Here is a 22,696-nt window from a genome sequence, read left to right as displayed (position 1 = left end):
CCGATCGGCCGTCTCGAGCAGAAGGATACCGGCGTCCTCGACCATCGAGTACGCCGATCGTTGGCTCGCGGCCGACAGGGTCCAGATTCCGCTTTCGATGTCCCTGCCGCTCGCCGCCAAGAAGCACTCCGGCGCGAAGGTGGCCAACTATCTCTGGAATCTGCTTCCGGACAACGACCGGACCCCGCAGAAATGGGGACAGATCTACGGCGTGTCGCCGAACAGGGCGTTCGCTCTGCTGTCGAAGGTCGGAGAGGACTACGCGGGCGCGATCCAGATCGTCACCGACGAGTGGATGGCCGCCAACGCAGATTCGCCCGGGGAGCACCGGCGCTCAGGTAGGCTGACCTCGATCGACGGCGCCAGGTTCTTGTCGACGAGATCTGGATTGAAATCAACGCGCTCTCATTGCTGTGCAGCACGCCGGGCCAAAATGCATTGCGTGCGTGTCAGAACTTCACGTTGAAGGTGGCATTCAGTCCGTTCTGGGTGATGCCTGAACCGAACTGACCCTGGTAGGCGATGCCAAGGGTGCTGTTGCTCGAAAACCGGAAGTCCAGACCGGATTCGACGAGTGCCACGTCCTTGCCAATGGATAGGCCTGAAGCTGCAAAAGGGCTGGATCCAGCAGCAAAGTTGGCTGCCGACAGCGGAATGAGGTCACCTACGGCATGACGCCAGCCAATATCGGCTCGCGCAGTCGTGGCTATCTGGCCAAGTTGAAAACGGGCGCTCGCGTAAACGCCGAGAGTGGAAAGCGTCGTATCCATCGTGTCAGCGTGAACACTAAGCGCCGCTCCGTTCAGTCCCCTCTCCCTGAAATCATCCGTCGCGACATGAACATGAGCGAGATTGGCATAGGGTTCGATCACCGACCCGTCGCCGAGATGGAGCTTGTAGCCAAGTTCTCCAAAAATCTGGAAAGTGCCTGCATCGTAATCCGAGATCAAGTTATCGTTGAATCCTGGGAACCTAACGTTGCGGGTCATCTCGAGATCGTGCCATGTATAGGCAATGCCTGAGCGGAACGCGATGGCCCCTTCCGGCACGGCCCACTCGGTGCCGGCATAGGTCCCGAACGTGTAATTGTCGCTGCGGCTTGACGACGAAGCAGCGCCGACCTTGAAAAGGGAACGGCTATAGCCTGCAAGAATACCGATACGCCAGTCATCAAATGCCGACGTGTCGATCCCGGTCATAAAGCCGCTGATGGTGGATCTGGTGCTTGCACCATTGCTATCACCCGATTGGGTCGTCCATCCGCCAAAAGCAGAAGCCCACGCCGCATAACCTTGCAGGTCATATGATGGCAGATCAGAAGAAGCCGGGCCGACCAAACCAATGGCAGAAGCAGAATTGCCGTCTCGCCTCGGCTCAGGACCATAACCCATCACCGCCATCGCTGAGGTTGACGCGCCCCCAAACGCCTGTTCAAGACGGTTGTAGACTGCCGAACGCGCGTAGAAACTGTCATTGACACGTCTGCTCTGCTCCGACGCATAGATGGACGGCGAAAGCTGACGCAGCCCCGATGTCACCGCCGTGCCATCCGACGCGGAAAAGTCGAGTGCCGCGACGAGCGGGTGTAGCCCTGTAGCCCCGTTGCCAGCTACTCGATCGAGCGCCGCGCCCACCTGGCGGCTGTTGGCGTCAGCCCCATAACGCGAATAGGCATCGGATGGGCGGGAGAGTGTCAAGGCGTAGATGTTATCACCTTGAGCCGTAGCACTCGCCAGCAAGGTTGGCGATTGCAGCGATGTCGTCACGTTCGCGAACGAGCCTGTAAGATTTGTTGCGTTCAGCCATTGATTTGAGGAGACGCTAAAGCCGCTGCCATACCAACCGCGCTGCGGGGTGATCGTGAGCGTACCGTCGAGCGTTGCATTGCCGTTCACGATGAGGCGGCTGAACGCGCCAGCATCGTTTACGGCGACCTGCAAACCACCGGTCGAGGTTTGCAGATAGTCGCCGTTCACCATTATGCTGTTGTCAAGGCCGCCGATGAGCGGCGCGACAGCACCGCTGTTTTTGAAGCGACCATTAGCATTGAGCAGATAACTGCCGTTGCCTGATAGAGTTGCGCCTTGCGCAACCGTTGCGTCGTACACCTCGTGATGGCCGGTAAACGACACGACGCCGCCGGACACCTGCAGCGACAGGTTGTTGCGTCCAATGATATTACCGTCATAGCGGGCTGCAAAGCTTGCATCGGGCTGTTGCGTTGAGTGACCGCTCGCGTCAGGCGTCAAACCGAACGTTAATTTGGTCAGACGCGGAGAACCGTTCTCGTCAACCTGGTTGTAATCAGACAGGATATCCCCCGACAGCATTGCGCCACGCATCACATTTATCTCGCCGACGTAACCATTGTTCGACATGTACATCGCTGCATGACTGCCAGCCAGGCGGCCGGTCAGATCAAACTTATTGACGAGCGGACCGTCGATTTCGCTCAGCATCGGCGCCGCGCTATTGCCAATCGTGCGAATATACGAACCACGATATTCATAGTTATTGCCCATCGCATTGTTACCAAAATCGAAACTTGCCGCGATGCCATGCTCGCCGAGAGCCTGCACGTCCCCACGCTGAATAAACGCGTGATCCCTGCCATAGGCGAACATGACACCGCGCCCATAGGCGCCGTCGGCATACACGCGGGTCCCGGGCGGAATTATGATCTGATTGTTTTCGCCGTCGACGCGGATGCCGGCGCCCCCTGATCCTTGCGAAAGCAGGTCGGCGCGCTGGACTACAGTGTTGCTGCTGCCATAGACGTGCAGTCCCAGTCCGAGAGTAGCCGTATTGTACGTATTTGGCAGATAGGCGGTACCGTCAGCATTCCGAGCGAAGAACGGATTGTCGTTTATCAGATCGCGACCAGTGCCATAGATGGAGTAACCAAACAGATTACGCCGATCAATGCTTTGGCCGATGTCCTGAAAGGCGGCGATCTCCGCCTCCATCGGGGCGGTGTAGTTCCGGTATTGCTGGTGGCTCAACAGACTGTTCTTAAGCTCGCTATGCGAGACAAAGGGGACATCCAGCCCACCGTACTCACCCTTCACTCGCACCGGAATACCTGGCATGGCACCGGCCAGCACTTCGCTCACATGCTTTCCGGCGAAGTAGCCACGATCACGGCGCAGGTCAAAGACGTCATCAGCTGGAGGATTCAGGCAGGTGGAGCAATAGATCACCTGCCCCGGCCTGGCTTGTTTGCCGTTGTCGTCATACAAATGGTTAGTCCAGGCATTTATCGCTTTAGGGAAGTACGGCGATATCGGCTCGGTGGGCCAACCATCATAGCCGTCAATGGTACCGGCCATTCCCAGCTGATGAGCGAACTCATGAATCATAACAGGTGCCAGGCCGATCTTCGGCGTCATTGGTAATTGCGATGGCATGTACGCTTCGGATGAAAATCCCATTTCGCCGATCGCAACCATACCATGTGCGCCATGGTTCAACTCGCCCGGATTCTGACCGGTGACTGCCGCCTGCATCTTGTTCTCGCCATCAGGCGACATCTGGACTGAGGCCCATGCCGTGTTGCCCTGAATTCCGCCGATGTTGACGACGGCCGGCGACTGCCCGGGTTTGACCCTTATGATTTCGGCCCAATAGCGGATCGCTGCGAGCGAATGGTCCTTTTCCCATTGCGGTAGATTCCGAACTGAATGCGCCGGCTCGTCACCTCCGCCACAACAGAAAGGGCCATCTCCGGGACCGAATATCCGTGCTCGGATGAAGGGCACGCCGTTCGAATCGCTAACATCGTAAGTTTCAAGGGCCCTACTCGGCGAACATAGCAACGCATCCACCGCAAGCACGATGGTCGTAATTGTCTTCGTCTTCATGCTACACGTTCCATTCAAGACATTGATTGCCGGCGTGCTTCGCCGTGCAACTTCGAGCGCGCGTGGAGGCAGATGCGACAGCGAAAGCGCAGCCGTCATCGATCAGACACCAGCTGCGCGCCCTCGGTGCCCAAACCTGACGGCAGCACTTCAATACGGAAGGCTATTTCCCTGGGCCGATCTCGATGAAACCAGATCCACTCACGCAGGTGTGTTCCCCATTGTTCGTGACTTTGATTTCGACTTGCTGGAGCTCAAACTCTGGCGCGTTACGCTTTCCATTTGCGACCCGCCGAGCAGCTAGCGCCTGACCGAAAATGACCGCCCGAAGCCCTCGGCGCCAGGCGATGCCGATCGTTCTCATGGTACCGCCAACAATGCGAGCTCCTATTGTCCTTTAGATCGCGCAAAGACCCTGCAGTGTGCAGCGGACCAATCCCGACAAAGCAGGCAGCTTGCGCGCAACTCACAACGAGCGGAGCAAAAGACGGGCCAAATAGCCTGATGCGTCCGCCCGCGTGCGACCAGCTGAACGCAGCATCCACGCGCGACTGTCCTTCTGTCCGAAAACAGGCGCTTCTTGTTGGGCGCCCACCAATGTTGTCGCACACTCGCCATGCACAGGAGCACAATGATTGCCCCACCTGCCAGTTACGACGCGTTCCCTTATTCATCTTTACTGGCGATTGCCGCGATCAGTTCAACGTTTGAATGGGTCCGCAAGAGGCAGGCATTCTAATTGCACTCGCCGCCGTGAGCTTCGTCCTGGCATGCAGGCATATGTAAAACACCTGGGACGCGCGGCCGGCTACCCCATACTCTACGACGTGTAGAGCAGGCCGAATGCAACGCGCGCGACCTGGCTGCTTAAAATGCTCAGGCCGGCGATCGCGCCTCAGACGGATCGAGGATGGCCAAGCAATTTATTCAGGAGAAGCCGGATCCAGTCCTCGATGCCGCAGACGAACGCTTGACCCGCCACGCCGTGTTAGGTGCAACGATCGGCAATATTCTCGAATTCTACGACTTCGGGACCTATAGCTTCTTCGCGATCCAGATCGGACAAGCGTTCTTCCCTACAAGCGACCCGTTCGCCAGCCTCATGCTGTCGCTAGCAACCTTCGGCGCGGGTTTTGTGACCAGACCGATCGGGGCCATCGTGCTCGGCTCGTACTCGGATCGGGCCGGCCGCCGGCCCGCGATGACCGTCAGCTTTGCCATGATGAGCGCCGCGATCTTATTGTTGGGTATTACGCCCTCATACGAGACAATAGGAATTGCCGCCCCGCTGCTGGTCATTTTCGCACGTTTGGTGCAGGGCTTCGCGCTGGGCGGTGAGGTTGGTCCGACGACCGCGTATTTGATGGAAGCGGCCCCGGCCGAAGGGCGTGGTCTTGCTGTCTCGTTTCAGCCTGCCAGCCAACAGATCGCTGCGACGGCCGGAGCGCTTGTTGGAGAAATACTCTCGCTGACCATGACAAGCGAGGCGCTCAATGTGTACGGATGGCGAATCGCGCTGTTGCTCGGCGCCGCTACGCTGCCCTTCGGACTTTGGTTGCGGAGCTCCCTGCCCGAAACGTTGCACCGCCCTGAGGCGCCGGCTCCGGTCATCCAGACTGTAGGGGACTCGCCTGCCGCGCGCCGCATCATGAGCTTGGGATTTGTCATCTTGGCCAGTTGCACGATCATTACCTATGTCACGGGATATATGACCACCTATGCGCTGAGCACGTTGCACGTTTCCGCACCTCTCGCCTTTGGCACCACGCTCGTTAGCAATACGGTAGGAATTGCTGCCGCACTGCTGGGCGGCTGGCTCGCAGACCGCGCGGGTCGCTGGCACATCATGATATGGCCGCAGATTGCTGCGTTGTTGATGACCTATCCGGTGATCTTCTGGATCTCAGAGAGCCGCAGTGCCCTCGCACTTCTCGGGGGTCTCGGCGCGCTCACACTCATCGGAACGATTCCATATAGCGCCTTCTATGTGAGCATGGCCGAAGGTTTGCCCAAGAACATTCGTGGTGGTGCCTTCGCGACGATCTACGCCTTTGCCATCGCGCTCTTCGGAGGCACAGCTCAACCAGTCGTCACCTGGCTGATCTATCTTACCGGGAGCGCGCTTGCGCCCGCCTGGTACATGCTTGTCGCTAGCGCGGCTGGGCTCCTTGCCATGCTAATGATGCCGGAGACGGCACCGCTCAAAATTAACAGCGCTGTAAACAAGCAAAGCCCGCCATAAGGCTGGACAATATGGTCACGGGTCACTTCCGGCCGATCGCGTGACGCCTCATGCGGTCTGGCGAGAATGTAGGTTGCTGCCTTTGACGCAGGTCGATCGCGCGACCGTCAAGAGCGGCGACAGCGCCGAGTACTCCGAGAGTACCCAAGACCTTGTCGATCAGGCCAATCAGACTGTCGGGCGCCCGCAGCGCTTCACACGATGCGATCGAAGCACCCGGCCGCCGCGAAGCGAGGTGGCCTGTTTGCCCGAAAGCCAAGCCGGGCTCCGAGCCGCGGTTCTCAGAGTGGTCAAAGATGATCCTGGTGAGATCCAGTTCGTCAAGGATCTTCGGTTACTTGACCACATGCCAGGAAAGCATGCTCCATTATAAGCCTGTCCGTTCGGCAATGGCCTTGAAGAAGCGGGGCGTTGCGGCGCGTCTGGCCACGGGTGCAATTCGAACAGCTCGAAATTGACGAGATGCGCGGCGTAAGTGCCTTTTCGGCAGGCCGAGGTGTTCCTGCAAATTGACAAGACAGGCCATCCTCGACAACAAGCATCTCAACGTCGACTACAAGACCTTCTCGCGACGAACGGTGGGACACAGCAAGACGCTCGAACGCATCGAGGGTGCGGGCGTGCGGCTCCTGAGAGGCATCCTGGGGTTTCCGCCCGGGCGAGGCACTGCGGGCAATCGGACGGGAGCGCTTCGCGCACCGCTGCTGCTCGCGGGAAAACTCGACCTCGAGGGAGCCGACCTCTCCCGGATTTCTCCACATTATCTCGGAATCACTCCCAGGGAAGCAGATCGCGTCGGCTTTCGGGAGCCGCCGGCGTACATTCTAACGATCGAAAACTTCGCAAGCTTCAACCGGCACATTGCCGAGGCGGACCCCGTCGACTGGGAACGACGACGTACGTCGGCGGTTACTCCTCGCTCGCCACCCAGCAGGCGCTGCGGACGGTCGTAGGGTCGGTATCCGAACAGACGCCGACCTTCCATCGGTCGGACATCGATCCCGACGGGACCGGATATTCCACACCATCGAGCGCGCCGTCGGTCGACCGATCCGCCCCCGCCTGATGAGCGTCGAAATTGCCGAGCGCTCGGGACAAGTGCCGTCCAAAAACTCCGGACCCGCCAGATGCTCACCAGAGTCCGGTATCGCGCTGCTGGCAGCGTACCTGGCAGAAGATGGAGCCAAGACGGTTGAGCAGGAAGAACTCGATCCCGTTTTGCCAGAGCTTCGTTAGAAAATCCGCGTCGGTGGCGGGACCGACATCGCGCCGTCCGCGATTGAAGAATCTCGGCGGGCGATTGTTGAACAACACCCGCGATCGGCAAAGCGGACGCCATGAGTAAGGCGGCTGCTCGCCGGGATAAGATAAACGTCGTCGGCACGCGGCGACACGCCCCGAAGCACTCGCCTGCCCTCCGGAAGAGATCGCATCTACCGCCTTTCTGAGTTGCGAACCCAAGCTCGTGGTCAAGCGTATGCGTACAAGGGCGGCGCCTGTGATCAGCGTGACGGCGGAGGACCATGTCCATCTCGCCAATGCCCGCGGAGGCATCGTGACCGATGTTGCCGTCCGGACACAAGTAATGGGAAGTGAGTCGATGTCTGTCTTCGACGAACTCATCAATCTCGGCACATATGCGCAGAATTCCGGTCTGGTGCAGCGTGAATTCAAGACGAAGGAGCCTGCTCTGACCGCAAGCCGGCCGATCGCCAATCTTACACCCGTCCCTGCCGCCCGGCATCGCATATTGGCAATCGGCACCCTAGAATGTTTCACGTCTACCGGAGCACGGGGCCGCCAACTCCTTCATAGATGCCGAGGATCGTCTCTATGACGTGGGTCGCTCCTTGAACTGCGAACGCATCTCGTCCGGCAATGCACCTTCTGTGTGGCGTCAACGCGCCGGGCCGATCATTGCCCTCGCCTATGTTACTGACAAGCCGCACTCGGTCAGGTCGACCACGACGTCGCTTGTAGAAACCACGCCTTTGCGGTGAGTGATCGCCAGCACGGTCACATCTTTGGCTAGCGTACGGATATGGTCCATAATGTCCTGCTCGGTTTCTTCGTCGAGCGCGGAGCTGGCCTCGTCAAGAAGAAGGATCGCCGGCTCGCCATAAAGCGCGCGGGCAATAGCAATACGCTGGCGCTCTCCGCCGGAAAGCTTCAAACCACGTTCTCCAACGGCTGTGTCAAATCCTTCAGGCAAGGCCTCGATTAAGGGGAGAATAGCGGCTTTTTCCGACGCAGCGCGAAGGCGCACCTCGTTGCGGGGCCGTCCTAGCAGGATGTTGTCGGCTAGCGACTCATTGAGCAACATCACGTCCTGCGGCACGACAGCAACTGCGGCATACCAATCCGCGCGTTCGATGCCCGCTATATCGGTTCCATCCACCAAAATACGACCGCAGTCCGGTTCAATCGATTTCAAGACGAGCTTAAAGATTGTCGATTTTCCCGATCCCGATTCACCGACAAGGAAGGTGATCCCACCGCGCCCGGCCATAAACGAGACGTTCGTAACGCCACGACCGTTGTCGTAGGCGTAACCAATGCCCTCGAAAGATAGCTGGCCAGCGGAGGGCGTAAAATCTTGAGCGTGAGATGGTCGCCGCTCTTCTGGTGCGGCCCATAGCCTAGCTAGAGGGATGAGGTCGGCTCGCGACCGCGCCACGTCAGAAATGGCTCGCGCAACCATCTCGAATGGCATATTGAGCTGGAGCAGAAGCATGTTGAATAGCACCATATTCCCGATGGTGACCGCCCCAACCTGGTATTCAGGTATGAGAAGGAGAAACGTGACCGCAAATTGTAGCGCGACGGCTGGGCCGAGCACGGCGATGTAGGCGACGCGTTGCAACACATAGGCGCGCCAGTTGTCACGCACCTCCCGCGCCTTCATCGTAAAGCGCTGGCTCACCCAGGAATGACTGCCGAAATACCGCAAGGTGTCCATGGAGTTCATGACGTTGCCAACGAAACGCGCATTGTCCTGTCCGGCTTCTCTGGCTCGTTCCAGGAACACGTACGCGCGACGCGTGGAACTCCACGTCAATGTAATCAGAACTGCGCCATAGACGATGACGATTGCAGCGATCTGGATATTGAGGAGCACACCGAGAGTAGCGAACGTAAGCAGAAGTTGTGTTGCAGCAGGGATGAACACGACGATCCCAAGCTGGACCAAAGCCGTTAGGGCGCTGCGCCCGCGAGCGGCCGCATTCTGTATCTCTACGGGATTGTGCTCAAGAAAAAAGGCTGCGGTTTTCCTCAGGATGCGATCAAAGAAGCCTGTTGCAGCGATGAAGCCCAGGTTCTCGGCTGTCATGAAGGACAGATACTGCAGCATGCGCTGCAATGCGGAGGCTGTCCCGAGTAGGACCGCATAGCCTGCGACCCCCCACGCAAGCACCGACATGTCTTCCCGCGGGAGACGGTCAATGAGACACGAAAATACATAGGGCGCTGCGACGCTGGTCGCGCTTGAGATCAGCACCACCGCGACAACGACGAGAAGCAACCACTGATCGGAGCGCCAATACGCATGCAAGATTTCGAAAACCGGTGATAACGTGCTGTCGTTCGACATATCTAGCGGATAGAGGAAATGAGCTCTGCTTAGGCTGAAAGAGCCGACATAGCTCCGTTTGCACGATGATGATATGCGAGCTCACATAAAAAACGATCGATGAGTGCTCGCCGGGACTTTCCGTGTACCATTGCTTGGCTTCAAATCGAACCATCCAGCACGCTCATCAACTCACCAAGGCTGGTAGGTTGTCGTCCGACTTCTCACATGAGAGATCATGTTTCGTGGCGTGCTGGCTGAACACCAGTGCGAATTTTGCGATTTTTGTTTGGCTATTGCGAACTCGACGTAGCGCTATGGGTTTTCACCTTGAAGCGCGCCGAGACAACATCAGGCAGGAGGTCTTAACTCAGCGATTTCAACCGCGTTGATATCTCGTTCCTGGCCTCGGTGACAAAGTGGAGCTCAGCGGCGCGCGTTGCCTGATTGTTGTCAACCACGCTGTCCTTCCGGGCGCCCCCAAAAATCCGGCGGAGCGGAGTCATAGTGATAGGCAACCGGCTGGCGTCGATCGCGGCGATCCACCAGCAGGAACGACCATTGGGAACCACGGCGATTGAGGTTTGTAGCGTTTGCATCATTCGCGGCAAGAACAGGAAGCCGGCCGTATCGCTACCATTCCGATCATTGACAGTGCGATGCGCAGAAGTTCGCCACGATGTTCACGCAGTCGGCGGAACAGTATCCGCTTAACACCTACGCACACCTATGCTCTCGGCCTGCCTGACCGCGCTCCGGCTGCGTACCAACATGCCACGTAACTGTATCCGCAGGCATTGCTACCCCCAAATGTTGCGGGGCAGAATTATTGCCGGAGGGAACGCTGAAGAAGGTGCAGTTAGCAATCTGCCAGCATAGTCGGAGGAGGAGGACGCGGCCGCCGTCCAGCGAGCGGCCGGTGCCTCTATCCTCGTTCTATGCCTGGTTTGTCTTCCGTCGTTAGTGCTGTACGCACGCCGGATCGGTCAAACAAAAAAACAGATCGCAGATGCCATCCAACGGGTCCTCCGCGCATTGAGGATATGACGTATCGGCTAGCTGCACCTTGCTGGCGACGGGTTGATCGGCGGCCTCGGCAACAAAGGCCGGCAGCGCCGTCGTTGCAAACGCAGCGGCGCTCGCGGTTACAAACAGCAATTTTTTCATTTCAGAGTCACTCCCGTAGATAGGCCCCAAGCCGTCCTCCACGGATATATGAAGGCGCCATAAGTGGTACAATTGATTTTCTTGATCAGGCTCATCTACGGAATGGATGAATTCGGATATCTCCGCGGCTCTGGTCATCAGTCGCTCGGAATCAGCGAAGTCAATCATGGTTGCTTCTCGCGCGCTTCGAGGACTCACGCATTAATCGGAGCAATTGGAGAACGCGGTGACTGCATTGGCCGGGGCCGGGTGACTTGCGTTCCTTGACCGGACGAGTGACGCCCGGCCGTCCCGTCACATCCCCCATCGAGTGCGCAAGCGATCTCTTCGTGGCGCATGCGATGACCGCAGAGATCGGTGAATTCCGTTCGTTTGTTCGGCTACCTGATCATCGGCGACAACCCATCGATCAGTCCTCCCGCCCTTCCGGCTGCCTTCGCGAGCCCCGCGCTCATAGCAACCAGCCTGCCTGAGCCTTCTGGAGCTTAGCCGTCGATGACAACCAACTAACCAGTCTGGCCATCCCCTTTGCAGCAACGCCTGAGGAGTTCGGCGGTGGATCTTCTTCGCACTGATCTGGTCGCTCCGGATTCGGGCACGGGTCGGAACGCCACTTACAAGCACAATCCTGCTTCCCGCAGGTGCAGGGCTGTGGACGGCAGCACATAAGGTCCCCGCGCCTTGTCCCGCCAGACGTCGCCTTGGCTTTGCGGGCTTTGATGCATTATTCGTCAACCTATTCGGCGCCTTCCTTCTCTCAGCATACGGCTCGCACGGTGGGGGCTTGATACGAGCCGCTTCCTCCGCTGGGAATGATGCGATCGCTAACATCCCTGTCATCGGCTGCCGGCTTACTGACGGCCTATTTCTGGCAGTCGGCGTGGTTTCGTTGGCGCGGGGATTGCGTACATGAATGCTGATGCCGTTCGCGTAGTCTGAGCCGCGGCCGAGAAAAGCACCGCGCGGCGAAAGCCAGACAACCGCCACTCAGGAAATCGGCGAGGATCCCATTGCGACATTTGCTGCGTTGTAAAAAGGGCGATCGCTCTTGGGCGAGCCAGACGTCTACGAAAGATTTATGAACACGCGTGTTAAATCGCGCTCCTCTGTCTGACCCAGCGTCCGCACCCAAGTGAACCGTGAGATTGCAGTTGCGGCAAATCAGAGCGCCAACAAGGAAGTTTTGGCAAACTAAAGTGTTTGGCAAAGCGGCGGAAATCTTTATCGACGGTCAACCACGCGCTCAATCAGCTTAAGTTTCCTTTAGCTTCTCGCTGTAGCAAAGGCGGCCTCAGAGCTTCACGCCGTGATCATTGAGCACCTTGTCTCTTAGAGCGCCCTTGATCTCGCGGGCGATTTCCTTGCGAATCTCAGCACCCAATTCTCGCTTGGCATCCTCGACGAGATCAGATGCACTCCCGGCCAAGCCTTTGTCGGCGAGTTGTTGCTCCAGCCGGTTGTCGAACTCCTCCCCCATTGCATCAATGAGCTGGCCCTGCATCATGGCATATTCTTCAGGAGCGATTCGCCGCACCAGGCCGTCCCAAGGTTGCCAGTCCGTCGCCAAATAGCCGGCGAATTCCGCCGCCTCCTTGGTCAGGACGGAGGTCTCCGCACTGTCAACGTCGGCATCGGTGACGCCGGAGACGTCAAAATAGCGCATAGCGGGCGCGACGTGTTGCAGTCCTAGCCGGTCGCGCAGCTTGTTCTGATAAGCAAGATAGACCTCAACGGCGTCGATGTCTTCGACGTTGTAGGCGGACTGAAGCGAGTGAGTCTTTTTGCGCGCAATCCGCTCAAGCGCGTCCAGACGGAACATGATGCGCCCAAGATCGACGAGATCGGGAAGTCGGGCCGTATCGTCGTAGGCCCCGTTCTCGACGTCTGCGATGAGCCGCGCGGTTTGCATGCCGTTCCAAGTCAAAGTTCTTCGATCCTCGCAGCTTTGGTTGGCGTCGAGAGCCAGTTGAAAGTACTGCGCGCGCAATTGCGGGTTGGTGGCCGCCAAGCGCAGATCGTCAGCGACCGACTGCTGGAATTGTTCATTGCCAGAATTGACCGAGTCGAACAGCTTTTCGAGGAAAAACGCGTATTCTTGGGCGCCCGGCTCTTCTGCAAAGCTCTGCCAAGTGGCCAGTACCTCTCGATCGCCCTGCTTCGGATCGCTCCTGAGCCAGGCTGCGACTGTTTCAGCGAGATCATCGGCCTGTCCATCGTCTGTCCCGGACAAATCACTTTCGTCATCGCGCGAAAGGTAGACGGTCGGACCGGTATACCCTTCGGCGCGGAGGGTTGTGTCCAGGTTCGTCAGCACCTGCTCGGCCAGGGGATTTTCACCCAGCTCTATCCTGGCACCTGCGCCCAACTGCGCCAGCAGGTCCTCAGGCAGACTCGCCAACTGGTTTTCGCTGACGTCGAGAAACCGGAGCATGGCAGGGAGAGATTCCGGCAAACCCGTCAAGCGGTTTTGGCAGACGTCGAGAAACTGGAGCGTAGCGGGCAGATCCTCCGGCAGACCCGTCAACCGATTGTGGCTGGCATAGAGAAACTGGAGCGAAGCAGGGAGAGTCTCAGGCAGGCTCGGTAACTGATTGTGGCTGACGTCGAGGAACTGGAGCGCTGTAGGCAGGACCTCGGGCAGGCTCCTCAGTCGATTTGAGCTTGCATCAAGCCCTCTGAGCTCGGCCGGAAGAGCCGACAGACTAGTGAGCTGATTGCCCCTGATGTTGAGACGCTGGAGCGAAGCAGGCAGACCATCGGGCAGACTGGTCAGCCGATTGAAGGGGACCTCGAGCACGACGATTTCGGTCGGAAGTCGAGGCAGACTGGTAAGAGATAACGATTCGAGATCCAGTCTCGCGGACTCATGCCGAGCATTTACTCGCCTTACTGCCTCTTCCCGATCCTCGAGTGGGCCCACCTGCTGTTCAGCGGCCCAATTCTCAAGCGCTTGGTCTATTTCGCCGTCCGCCTGAGTTGAATCCGCCGGGCCTTCTGCATAGCCTGACACAGCTCCCTCCCACTGCGCCGCTTCGTTTTCCCGGTCCTCTTGGCCGGAAGACGCGGAAGGGTTGGCACCGCCGCGCTGTATCTGGCGTTCCTGAAAAGAATCCATCTCCACCCCTTACGAGACTGAACAGACTGAGTCCACGACGACATGTAGGAGGGCCTAAGACATCCAGCTTTCCATAAGCTGACAAGTCCGATCGGCAAAAGTTGGCAACGATGGCATCGGAAAGCCGACATTGCTGTCCTGACCTGAAACTGGGCTGTGGTCCTGGCTGAGGATACGATCCTTTCCTACCTGTACGTTCCGGGCATCAGCAGCAGGCGCTGCAATCCCCCGAGCGTGCGGCGTCTGTCCCCAAGCAACAAGCAGTCGGCGCCGATTCATCTTAAGATGTTGACCCGCTCAGCCGTCGGTGTGACCTGCTTTGGCAACAAGAGTTGAGTGAACTGGCTGTCCTGCAGCAACACTCGTCAGCTGATCGACAGGTAGGCCTGCTAAGGTAGAAGGCTTCCACGTTGACGGTCTTCAGGACTTATCTGGTCAACGAAGTGGCAGCAAGCCTGGCAGCAGGATCGATCCAGTTGCCTCGGAGGGCCTCGTGTGAAGCTTACCGGCTCGGCCAGGCGTCGCTAGCCCCGGCGCATCTGCGCTCGCTCGAAAGATCATTGCGCTACGCAACTGCCTGCTTCGCGGTCTTGAGAAGCGGCAGGCATACTCTTTGATTCTAACAGTGAAGCAAGTTGATGAACACAGGACAGGCACAGCAGAGCGCAAATTCCGCCCCGAACACTTTTGAAGAAGGGGAGCAGGAAGGCTACCTCGGCGGCTTCAACCGAGCCTTGGCTGATTGGGTCGAAGCATTGACTGGGTACCGGACCGCCGCCTCTTCGCGTGCGCGCATCCTGGAAAACTGGGCCGCCGAAGAGGGCCAGGGCGAAGCCGAGAATCGGCGACAAGGGCGCTCACGAATTAGGGCTGCGGAGAACATTGGATCGCATTTGGTAGATCTGTCATCCCTCTCCCTGACCGCTTTGCCCGACGCCCTGCCGCCCCGCCTGAGGGAACTGCGCGCCATGCACAACGAGCTGGGCAGCCTGCCCGCTCGGCTGCCCCCGGGCCTCAACGAACTTCTTGTTAGCCATAACCAGTTGACCAGTTTGCCGGACGTGCTCCCGGCGAGCCTCTATCGCCTGGAAGCGAACGATAACAGGCTGACCAGTCTGCCGGCAGATCTCCCGCCGGGGCTCGGGATCCTAAGCGCAAACAATAACCGACTCGTCAGCCTGCCCGACGCGCTCCCGACCGGCCTCACCTCGCTCGCGGTTAGCGGCAATCAGCTGACCGAGCTTCCCGTCCTCCCATCGGGGCTTATCGAAATCGATGTCAGCAGCAATCAGTTGACCAGCCTCCCCGAACCCCTTCCCGGCTGGCTTCAATCGCTCAATCTGAGCGGCAACCGGCTGACCAGCCTGCCTGAGGATCTCCTATCGAGTTTAAACTACCCGAATTTGGAGCTTGCGTTCGCCGACAACCCGCTCCCAGACGAGGTCCGCGCTCACCTGGCGGCACCGCATCTTGAACAACGGTCTCTGCACGAGGCTGCGGCGCACTGGCTCGGGAACGACCTCGCAGCGCTTGCCGAATGGCAGCACTTTGCGGATGAGCCGGGCGCTCAGGACTACGCCCGCTTCCTGGAGAGGCTACGAGGGACCGTAAACCAGGGCAGCGACGAGTTTCGGCAGGCAGTGGCTGACGATCTGCGGCAGGCGGCGGCGGATCCGAGACTGCGCGAGCAGTTTTTCACACAGGCTTCCGAGGCCAACGCGAGCTGCGAGGATCGTATTACCCTGCACTGGAACGGTATGCGGACCGCGCGCCTCAATGCTGAAGTCGAGAATGGGTCGTATGATGACCGGCTTAGCGAGTTGATCCAGCGCGCCCGCGTTGCTTTTCGCCTCGAGGCGCTGGACGGGATCGCGCGCGACAGGGTTGAATCGCTCCTCAGCGTCGACCCGAACGTAGACGATGTCGAAGTCTACCTTGCCTATCAACACCTCCTGCGCGAGCCGCTGGAGCTCAGTCACGTCGCCCCTGAGATGCGTTTCCTGTCGGTCTCTCACGTGACCCCGGATGATGCGGCGCGGGCGCTGGACCTGGTTCGGGAGCAGGAAGCGAACCAATTCACCGACTACATGGCAACCCGCTGGCAACCCTGGGAGACGGTGCTGAGGCGCATCGCTCCGGACGAATATGAAGCAATGCAAGATCGGCTCGTCGAAGCCATGGGCGAGGAGTTTCAAAGCCGCCTGGATCAGCGCTTGGCCGAGCACGGTCTGCTAGGCGACCCAGATGCCGAGCGGGTGCTCGGAGCTCAAATCCGAAACCAAATCGCTGGCGAGATCAAAGGCGAAGTCATGCACCGGCTGCTCGCAGACCGCGGGATCGAACAATAAGACTTCTCAGAGCCGCCGCGCAGATATCTTCATTGCTCTGCAGCGCTGATCGGTTGTGTCAACTGACATCATCTTCGAACTGCCGCTGACCATCACCGATCGAGATTGGTCAGCGGATCGAATAACGCACGCCGACGAGCAACGTCGGGCTCGCTCACGAGTGATGAGCAAGGATCGAGCCGGCACAAATGGGGATCGAAGGCGCGCAGTGGCAGCATAAGAGACTTGAAGTGCTCGCAAGCGTTGGAAGGTCGAGCTATGGACTGCCGGACGTGGCGCGATGTGGCCAGACCCGAGGACGCTAGATGCTCAGGCCTGAGCACGGTAGAACTGAGCTAGGGACCATACGTAGCAGGCGAGCCTGCCCGCCATGACTGGCTAGCCGCACTTGGGTCAACCCAAGAACCTGGATTGCCGATGTTCTCGCAGCGTGGGCTGGGCGAGGCCGTCTCAATAGCGCGATTGGTGAATTGCTTTAGGCGCTAACCAGCCGGCCGATGCGCCGTGGCGGAAAATCCCGCCGGGAGATGTTCGAAGAGATCGAGCGCGCCATTGGCGCCACTCCCGACGAAATCCTTATTCGAATATGCCGAATGGAAAACGGCAAATGTGCACCCGCTTGTCGTGTCAAAGTCGACAAGACCTTTTACTTGGCGCCGCGCCGGCTGATCAGTCGTCAGGTGGACATCTGGCCTGCCATCGCGCGGTCGACATCTTCCAGAATCACCACGTCGCCAGCCAAGCGCGGCGTTCCAAGCGCAGTCGCCATGTTACGTTGAACGAGCACACCCCAATCCCATCGGCCTCACGTCAATATGACGCCGGCCAGCTTGATCAAGATGGCAGCGCGGAATGCGTCTGCCTCGCCATGCCGGTCGAGCGGTTGATGCGCGAGCGCCCGTATTCCGAACAGTATTTTTATTTCGCCACAAGCATTATCGCTCTGCGCGACGCTACGAGCGCAATCGGCTGGAAGCAACCTGCGAGAGGGCGCTCAATGCGATTCAGCGGCTCCTCCGTGAGCGCCGTCTTCAAGGCAGGGCTCGACCACACGAGCCCGCGACGCGCCCGTCGAAGCCATGCCTTTGCCGCGCCAGCATCCGTGGCGGGCTACTATCAATGAAGGAAGTGATGACCGTGATGCTGAGCCACCCGACCCTCGACCAGATGCGACTCGGCCCTGGCCGGAACGGTGGCGGCCTACTGACCTCCCGCATCGATCAGGGGGGGAGCCGCCATCCGTCATAGGCGTCTGCCTACAGGATGGCGTTATCGAGCCAGATGTGCCCGAGGATATTCAGCCGAGCGGTCGTGGGAATATTGATGCCGCCGGGCCGGTGCGCCACCGAACGACGGATCGTCCGGACATGGACCCAGCACCGGCGTGGATCGAGATCGGGCGCGCCGCAACGCGCTCAAGGAAGAACGAAAAGCCCCAGCACCTTCTGGGGGCCGTGGAAGCCGGGATGCTGGGGCCATCGTAGCCTCATCCAAGAGTAGCATGGATAGGCAACCGCACTGTGCATCGCCAATTCGATTCGTCAAACTGGCCCAGGATACTTGTCTTCCTGGGGGCGGATCATGCAAAAGCGCCCTAAAATCCCGCCGAAGGTTTGCCCGCCAGTTCGCAAGGATATGACAGGTCTTTGCCGCCGTTCGTGATCACATTCGAACGGACCGCCGTCGGCACCGGACACATTTGTCCCTCCAACTAAAGCACACCGTGCCATGGGGCCGCTTGTCACCCGAGCGCTGGTCTTCGCACTCGGTCGAATCGCTTCGTAGTGGGGGCTTGCTCGCGCGGCATCGAAAAGGATTGCCTGCGATCGTGTAGATAGAGCGCGTGTTCTCTTCCCGCGCCTCGATTCTCCCAGGAGTTGGAGCCCGCGGGCCCAAGGTGCGGTTCATTCGAACACTGGATCCGGATGCGAAGAAGACAGATGCCGTCACCACAAGCGGCACTCTGCAGAGACGCCTTGACTGGTCTCGTGTCGAGTCACCTGCGTATCCCGTGCTCCGTCTCGGTAAAAGGATAGCCTGGGTAGCCGCTCAAAGCGGCACCTAACAAGGATTTGCAGAACGCAGGCGTGAGCTTGCCGCGGTGAATCACGACGTCATCGTGGCCTGTTGCAGCTCGAGCGTTCTGCCAGAGGCGATTGTAGCCGCGCTGTTCGTTGGATTTCACGTGGCAAGCGGCGAACTCGGCGTCATCCAATGTCGCCAACTGCCATGCATGGACCGGCCGCTTCGTATGGATGTGCACCCACATCGGATGTGGCACCGCACCATTGACCAGTGGCGCAGGCTGCAGCTTGATCTCGAACAGCTTTCCTGGCTCGCCCTTCAACGCGCGCGGTGGCTCCAAGGGAGCCAACTCTTCGGCCGTCTGCAACCGTTCGAGGTACTTCTGCGAGGGGAACGCGTAGGTCTTCATACAATCGATCTCGATCGACGCCTTTCGTGCCTTCAAAGCATGTATCTGCCCCTGAACCTCCGACAACATCGCCTTGAGGCGGACTATTTTGTCGTGCACTTCCGGCACTTGCACAGGCGTGAGTAGGCCGCGTCGGCGAGGTTCGTCGAGCGCGGCTACACACGCCTCTATCTCCGCAGATTGGCTCTGCAGCCGCTCGACCACGGTGTCCACGACGTGGTCGGCATCTTCCGGCTTCATGTGGCGCGCTTGCGAAATGGCTCTTTGCTGACTGCCCAGATCGAATTGCAAGAGTTCGTCCAACCGTTCGAGCAGGCGTGTCAGTGCCTCCTTCGATGGCGGAGCCTGCCATATCGCCAAGTGTCCCCTCGCCGACGATGACGTCCTCGCATGCGCCTCCTCCGCACTCGCGAGTTTCTTCGTGCCCAGATCCGAGAGCACAATAACCTTGGCGGCTCGCGCCGTGTCGGCGTCGGGCATAGCGGGCTGCGGCTCGGGCCGCCGCCCGGCTGCCGAACTTCCCGCACCTCCGGCCTGCCTGCGCTTTCCCTTCCCTTTCCTGCGCGCTGGACTGTCTTCGGCCGCCGGGGCCCTGCCGGCGGCGTCGGCCGGTATCGCAAGGCCAGCCTCCGTTGGCGGTGCAATGATGGCTGGTGTCTTCGGCTGCACTGCCAGGAGGCGCATAACCTCATGGGCAGTGACCCACGCTCCTTCCACGATCTGATCCAACAATTCCAACGGAAGCTCGGGACTTGCCACCTTATTCCTTAGCTCGGCAACCATGTTGGGCAATGCCGACGCAAATTCCGATAGGCGCTCCATGACCCCTTCCAGAACAGCGCAGTGCGCTGCATCGAGGGCTTGCCCTTTGCTGTTCAGAACAGCGTCGCCCGTTGAGAGGAACGCCGGAATGACATCCTCCATGAAGGTTCCGAGTAGACGTGCCCGACCGTTCTCACCCAAGAGGATTTGCCTGACGGCCGGGTCGAGCGTGCTCGCCTGCGACTCAATCATGACCCGCGCGAGAGCGACCTGCGACTGCAGATGCACGCACTTCGTATACAGTGCCCAGCCGGTGTGCAGCCGTAGTGTCGCCTGCTCGGCCTGTCGTATTTCGGCCGTTGCACTTGGCAAGTTGGCAGTGGCTCCGCAGACGGACTGCATCCGTTCGGAGCGCAATGCCTTTTTTCCCCACCACTCCGTGCAGGCCAAATAGTGTTTCGCCGCACTAGAAGCCGCTCGGATCAGGTGGTCCGGCGGAGCATTGGATTGGCGCATCCGCTCGAGTATCTTTCCTGCATTCTTCCTACTCTGCTCCAAGGCGTAGATAGTCGGCGCGGCCAGCGCGTTGCATTGGTTCCCCGCATCCAGCGTCTGGTCACGAACTCGGCGAGCCTGATCGTCGGAAAGAATGCCGCGCGCCACATCTGGGGGCAGGCTCGCGTAGTAGTCCAGAACTGCTGCGCCCGCTTTGACAACCTGATCGATCAGCTCTTGCGCCTCAGACGAGCTCTGAGCGCCCATGGCAGCACTGTGGCAAGCATCAAGTTCCTCAAGCAGGCCGTCCATATTTCGTTTCGCTGCGTTGATCCCCTCACCGCTTGAGGAAATGGGGACTGCCACACCCGAACCTGAGGGCAGGCTCGCGAGCGTCGCTATTCTATCTTCAGGCGCTAAGCGCATCCGCTCCACGACGGAGTCGAAAACCCGGTTGCCTTCCGCAGGGACAAAATTGGGCGCCGAAGGCGTACTACTCGATCCCGACGTGCTGTCGGCTCCTGTAGCCCCAACATACGGTTCGCCAGGTCGGCCAATGCCCGTCATGTCCATCTCCCATACGGTCAACAATGCGCAGCCTCCCTGGATAGACCGCCTGGCTGACGGTTGGCTGACGAAGGATGCTCTGCGGATGCACAAAGCCCCCCCAGCCGCCCGAGTTCCAATTTCATGGAAGCTGTTGTGGCGCTGGAGGCAGCAATAGGGATGACCCATGAGGCGCGGGACGCTCGGTTCTAACGCGTGTCCGCGTTCGGCGCTGCCTCGCCGTGACCAATAGAAATGCGCGCTGCCAGGCTGCGCGTTATGGCAGTGACGGCGATCCCTCAAGGACTCGGCGATGGCGGCGGCTTGTCTAGGGCATAGCCCTGCCAATGCCTTCCCGAATACCGAAGGGTGTCTAGTGTCCTGAACCAAAAGTTCATGGCATTTTATGCCTTGGCGGGCAGATTGTAAGCGCAGAAGCGTTCGATTGAGCCGAGAATGTCGTCAGCTGATTTGGTCCATCGGAACGGCATTGGGTCAGCGTTGTGATGGTCGATGAAGGAGGCAATCTCGGCCCGTAGCGCCGCCACACTGCGATAGATGCCGCGCCTAATCTTACGCTCGGTGATGAGTGCAAAGAAGCGTTCGACCTGATTGAGCCAGGATGAACTGGTTGGCGTCAGGTGGACGTGCCAGCGCGGCCTCTTTGCCAGCCAGTTGCGGATCAACGGCGTCTTGTGGGTTGCGTAATTGTCCATGACGAGGTGGACGTCCAGATTGTCTGGAACCGCAGCTTCGATCTCATCGAGAAACTTGCGGAACTCTTTGGCACGATGGCGTCCATAGCATTTGCCAATGACCCGGCCGGTTGCGACGTCGAGGGCGGCAAACAGCGAGGTGACGCCATGGCGTTTGTAGTCGTGACTACGGCGCGCCGGCTGGCCAGGTCGCATGGGCAGCATGGGCTGGCTGCGATCCAGCGCCTGGATTTGCGACTTCTCATCGACACACAGTACGATGGCGCGCTCGGGCGGAGCTACGTAAAGGCCGACGATGTCGCGAACCTTGGCGACGAAGTCGGGGTCGGTTGAGAGCTTGAAGGTCTCCAACCGATGCGGCTGCAAGCCGAAAGCGCGCCATATACGCTGTACTGTTGAGACTGACAGCCCGCTGGCCCGCGCCATGCTGCGCGAACTCCAGTGGGTGGCCCCGGGAGGCTGGGTCTCAAGGGTGCGAACGATCACCGCCTCGATCCGGGCATCCTCAATCGTGCGTGGCGTCCCCGATCGCGGCTCGTCCCAAAGACCTTCAAGCCGATGCTCGGAGAACCGCCGCCGCCATTTGCCGACCGTGTCGGGATCGACAGCCAAACGGGCCGCCACGACCTTGCTCTGCTCGCCCTCAGCACAGGCCAGGACGATCCGAGCCCGCAGTGCCAACGCCTGAGCAGTGCTTCGACGCGACGCCAACGATGTCAACTCAGCACGTTCCACCTCATCAAGCTCCAGCGGAGCAAAGCGTCGACCCATCGCCAATCCTCCCCAAATCAGGAGAGTCCGCTATCATCGAGTCGATTTGGAGTCCGCCGAACTTTTGATTCAGGACACTAGCATGCCGAACCGTGGAACGGACTGGAGGACTGCGGCAAAGGAAGTGCCGGAAGGATGACGATTTGCAGACTTTCGGCAGCAGCGAACCTCTTGCTAACCGGGAAAGAGATGCCGTTGTTCGACCGAAGAGTTTACGGATCCAACGAGAAGAGCTTACCGATCCAACGATACGTAGATCTGGCTCGATGTGGAACGGTCCGTCATAACAACTCTTCTTCTCGTGTTCGAATTGAGCAGAACCGACGTTGTGCAAGTCCTTTTCAGGATAGAAAAGCCGAGATGCTGCTCATCTAGTCTTACTGCGTCACAAACGACGATCTGTGTAGTGGTCGAACTTGATCGCACAACAAGGACATCTCGACAGCGTTCGGACGAGCCCATGCTCGAGCTGCCGTCGCATCGTCGCGATCGAGTTTGGAATGTGACGTTGGGACCGCAGCGGCGGATCCGCGGGGTCTATAATCTGCGGGAACGCGAGCGAGCGGGATCGGCCGGGCGCGCCGCGCGCCTGAGGGGGGAATCGTCTCCCGTTCGGAGATCAGGAATCCGTAGGCCGCAATGCACATCGTTGCGTGATGATGAAAGCCG

Annotated in this window: 12 protein-coding genes and 1 pseudogene; 5 read left to right on the top strand and 8 right to left on the bottom strand. The window is 59.2% G+C overall.

Translation table 11 applies throughout. The features are described 5' to 3' along the window. Nucleotides 1–25 precede the first annotated feature (25 nt). Complete coding sequence (locus J6525_RS37485) at nucleotides 26–466, top strand: HipA N-terminal domain-containing protein (protein WP_225648408.1); 441 nt, start codon at nucleotides 26–28, stop codon at nucleotides 464–466. Here the strand turns inward: J6525_RS37485 and J6525_RS37480 are convergent. Continuing rightward, the gene (locus tag J6525_RS37480; RefSeq protein ID WP_225648392.1) at nucleotides 450–3,860 is read right to left on the bottom strand and encodes an autotransporter outer membrane beta-barrel domain-containing protein; all 3,411 of its coding nucleotides are present in this window, start codon (nucleotides 3,858–3,860) and stop codon (nucleotides 450–452) included. The two genes, J6525_RS37485 and J6525_RS37480, sit on opposite strands and share 17 nt — an antisense overlap. Before the next feature lie 910 nt (nucleotides 3,861–4,770). Between J6525_RS37480 and J6525_RS37475 the strand changes: the two genes are divergently transcribed. Together J6525_RS37475 and J6525_RS37470 are read left to right on the top strand one after the other, a co-directional pair. After that, nucleotides 4,771–6,102: an MFS transporter gene (locus tag J6525_RS37475; protein WP_225648391.1), complete on the top strand. Its 1,332-nt coding sequence runs from the start codon at nucleotides 4,771–4,773 to the stop codon at nucleotides 6,100–6,102. Nucleotides 6,103–6,611: 509 nt separating this feature from the next. Next, entirely contained in the window at nucleotides 6,612–7,055 is a 444-nt protein-coding gene (locus tag J6525_RS37470; RefSeq protein WP_225648390.1) for a hypothetical protein, read from the top strand. A gap of 178 nt (nucleotides 7,056–7,233) precedes the next feature. Here J6525_RS37470 and J6525_RS37465 read toward each other — a convergent pair whose 3' ends face one another. From J6525_RS37465 to J6525_RS37450, 4 genes are all read right to left on the bottom strand, one after another. After that, on the bottom strand, nucleotides 7,234–7,413 hold the full coding sequence (locus J6525_RS37465) for a hypothetical protein (RefSeq protein WP_225648389.1): 180 nt from the start codon (nucleotides 7,411–7,413) through the stop codon (nucleotides 7,234–7,236). A gap of 616 nt (nucleotides 7,414–8,029) precedes the next feature. Continuing rightward, the gene (locus tag J6525_RS37460; protein WP_225648388.1) at nucleotides 8,030–9,694 is read right to left on the bottom strand and encodes an ABC transporter ATP-binding protein; all 1,665 of its coding nucleotides are present in this window, start codon (nucleotides 9,692–9,694) and stop codon (nucleotides 8,030–8,032) included. A gap of 939 nt (nucleotides 9,695–10,633) precedes the next feature. Next, nucleotides 10,634–11,008 carry a hypothetical protein gene (locus J6525_RS37455; RefSeq protein WP_225648387.1) on the bottom strand — a complete coding sequence of 125 codons (375 nt, stop codon included), beginning with the start codon at nucleotides 11,006–11,008 and terminating at the stop codon, nucleotides 10,634–10,636. 1,123 nt (nucleotides 11,009–12,131) lie between these two features. Further along, nucleotides 12,132–13,955, bottom strand: a complete 1,824-nt coding sequence (locus tag J6525_RS37450; protein WP_225648386.1) for an NEL-type E3 ubiquitin ligase domain-containing protein — start codon at nucleotides 13,953–13,955, stop codon at nucleotides 12,132–12,134. Nucleotides 13,956–14,593: 638 nt separating this feature from the next. Here J6525_RS37450 and nopM point away from each other — a divergent pair. Beyond that, the gene (gene nopM, locus J6525_RS37445; RefSeq protein ID WP_225648385.1) at nucleotides 14,594–16,303 is read left to right on the top strand and encodes a T3SS effector NEL-type E3 ubiquitin ligase NopM; all 1,710 of its coding nucleotides are present in this window, start codon (nucleotides 14,594–14,596) and stop codon (nucleotides 16,301–16,303) included. A gap of 607 nt (nucleotides 16,304–16,910) precedes the next feature. Then, nucleotides 16,911–17,426 carry a hypothetical protein gene (locus tag J6525_RS37440; RefSeq protein ID WP_225648384.1) on the top strand — a complete coding sequence of 172 codons (516 nt, stop codon included), beginning with the start codon at nucleotides 16,911–16,913 and terminating at the stop codon, nucleotides 17,424–17,426. 873 nt (nucleotides 17,427–18,299) lie between these two features. Here the strand turns inward: J6525_RS37440 and J6525_RS37435 are convergent. The 3 genes and pseudogenes from J6525_RS37435 to J6525_RS37425 form a co-directional block, all read right to left on the bottom strand. Further along, nucleotides 18,300–20,561, bottom strand: a complete 2,262-nt coding sequence (locus J6525_RS37435) for a T3SS effector XopP-like protein (RefSeq protein WP_225648383.1) — start codon at nucleotides 20,559–20,561, stop codon at nucleotides 18,300–18,302. 383 nt (nucleotides 20,562–20,944) lie between these two features. Continuing rightward, nucleotides 20,945–22,027: an IS630 family transposase gene (locus tag J6525_RS37430; protein WP_225648382.1), complete on the bottom strand. Its 1,083-nt coding sequence runs from the start codon at nucleotides 22,025–22,027 to the stop codon at nucleotides 20,945–20,947. 377 nt (nucleotides 22,028–22,404) lie between these two features. Beyond that, a pseudogene (locus tag J6525_RS37425) lies at nucleotides 22,405–22,696 on the bottom strand (IS701 family transposase); the annotation flags it as partial.

Source organism: Bradyrhizobium australafricanum, assembly GCF_020329495.1.
GTDB classification, from domain to species: Bacteria; Pseudomonadota; Alphaproteobacteria; order Rhizobiales; family Xanthobacteraceae; genus Bradyrhizobium; species Bradyrhizobium australafricanum.
Note: the sequence above shows the minus strand (reverse complement) of the source record. Positions and strands in the feature narration are given on the sequence as shown.

What these genes read in the sequence shown, in the direction of transcription:
- J6525_RS37430 (WP_225648382.1), bottom strand. Translation starts at nt 22,027, where the DNA reads ATGGGTCGACGCTTTGCTCCGCTGGAGCTTGATGAGGTGGAACGTGCT.
- nopM (WP_225648385.1), top strand. Translation starts at nt 14,594, where the DNA reads ATGAACACAGGACAGGCACAGCAGAGCGCAAATTCCGCCCCGAACACT.
- J6525_RS37450 (WP_225648386.1), bottom strand. Translation starts at nt 13,955, where the DNA reads ATGGATTCTTTTCAGGAACGCCAGATACAGCGCGGCGGTGCCAACCCT.
- J6525_RS37440 (WP_225648384.1), top strand. Translation starts at nt 16,911, where the DNA reads ATGTGCACCCGCTTGTCGTGTCAAAGTCGACAAGACCTTTTACTTGGC.
- J6525_RS37435 (WP_225648383.1), bottom strand. Translation starts at nt 20,561, where the DNA reads ATGACGGGCATTGGCCGACCTGGCGAACCGTATGTTGGGGCTACAGGA.
- J6525_RS37480 (WP_225648392.1), bottom strand. Translation starts at nt 3,860, where the DNA reads ATGAAGACGAAGACAATTACGACCATCGTGCTTGCGGTGGATGCGTTG.
- J6525_RS37475 (WP_225648391.1), top strand. Translation starts at nt 4,771, where the DNA reads ATGGCCAAGCAATTTATTCAGGAGAAGCCGGATCCAGTCCTCGATGCC.
- J6525_RS37455 (WP_225648387.1), bottom strand. Translation starts at nt 11,008, where the DNA reads ATGATTGACTTCGCTGATTCCGAGCGACTGATGACCAGAGCCGCGGAG.
- J6525_RS37460 (WP_225648388.1), bottom strand. Translation starts at nt 9,694, where the DNA reads ATGTCGAACGACAGCACGTTATCACCGGTTTTCGAAATCTTGCATGCG.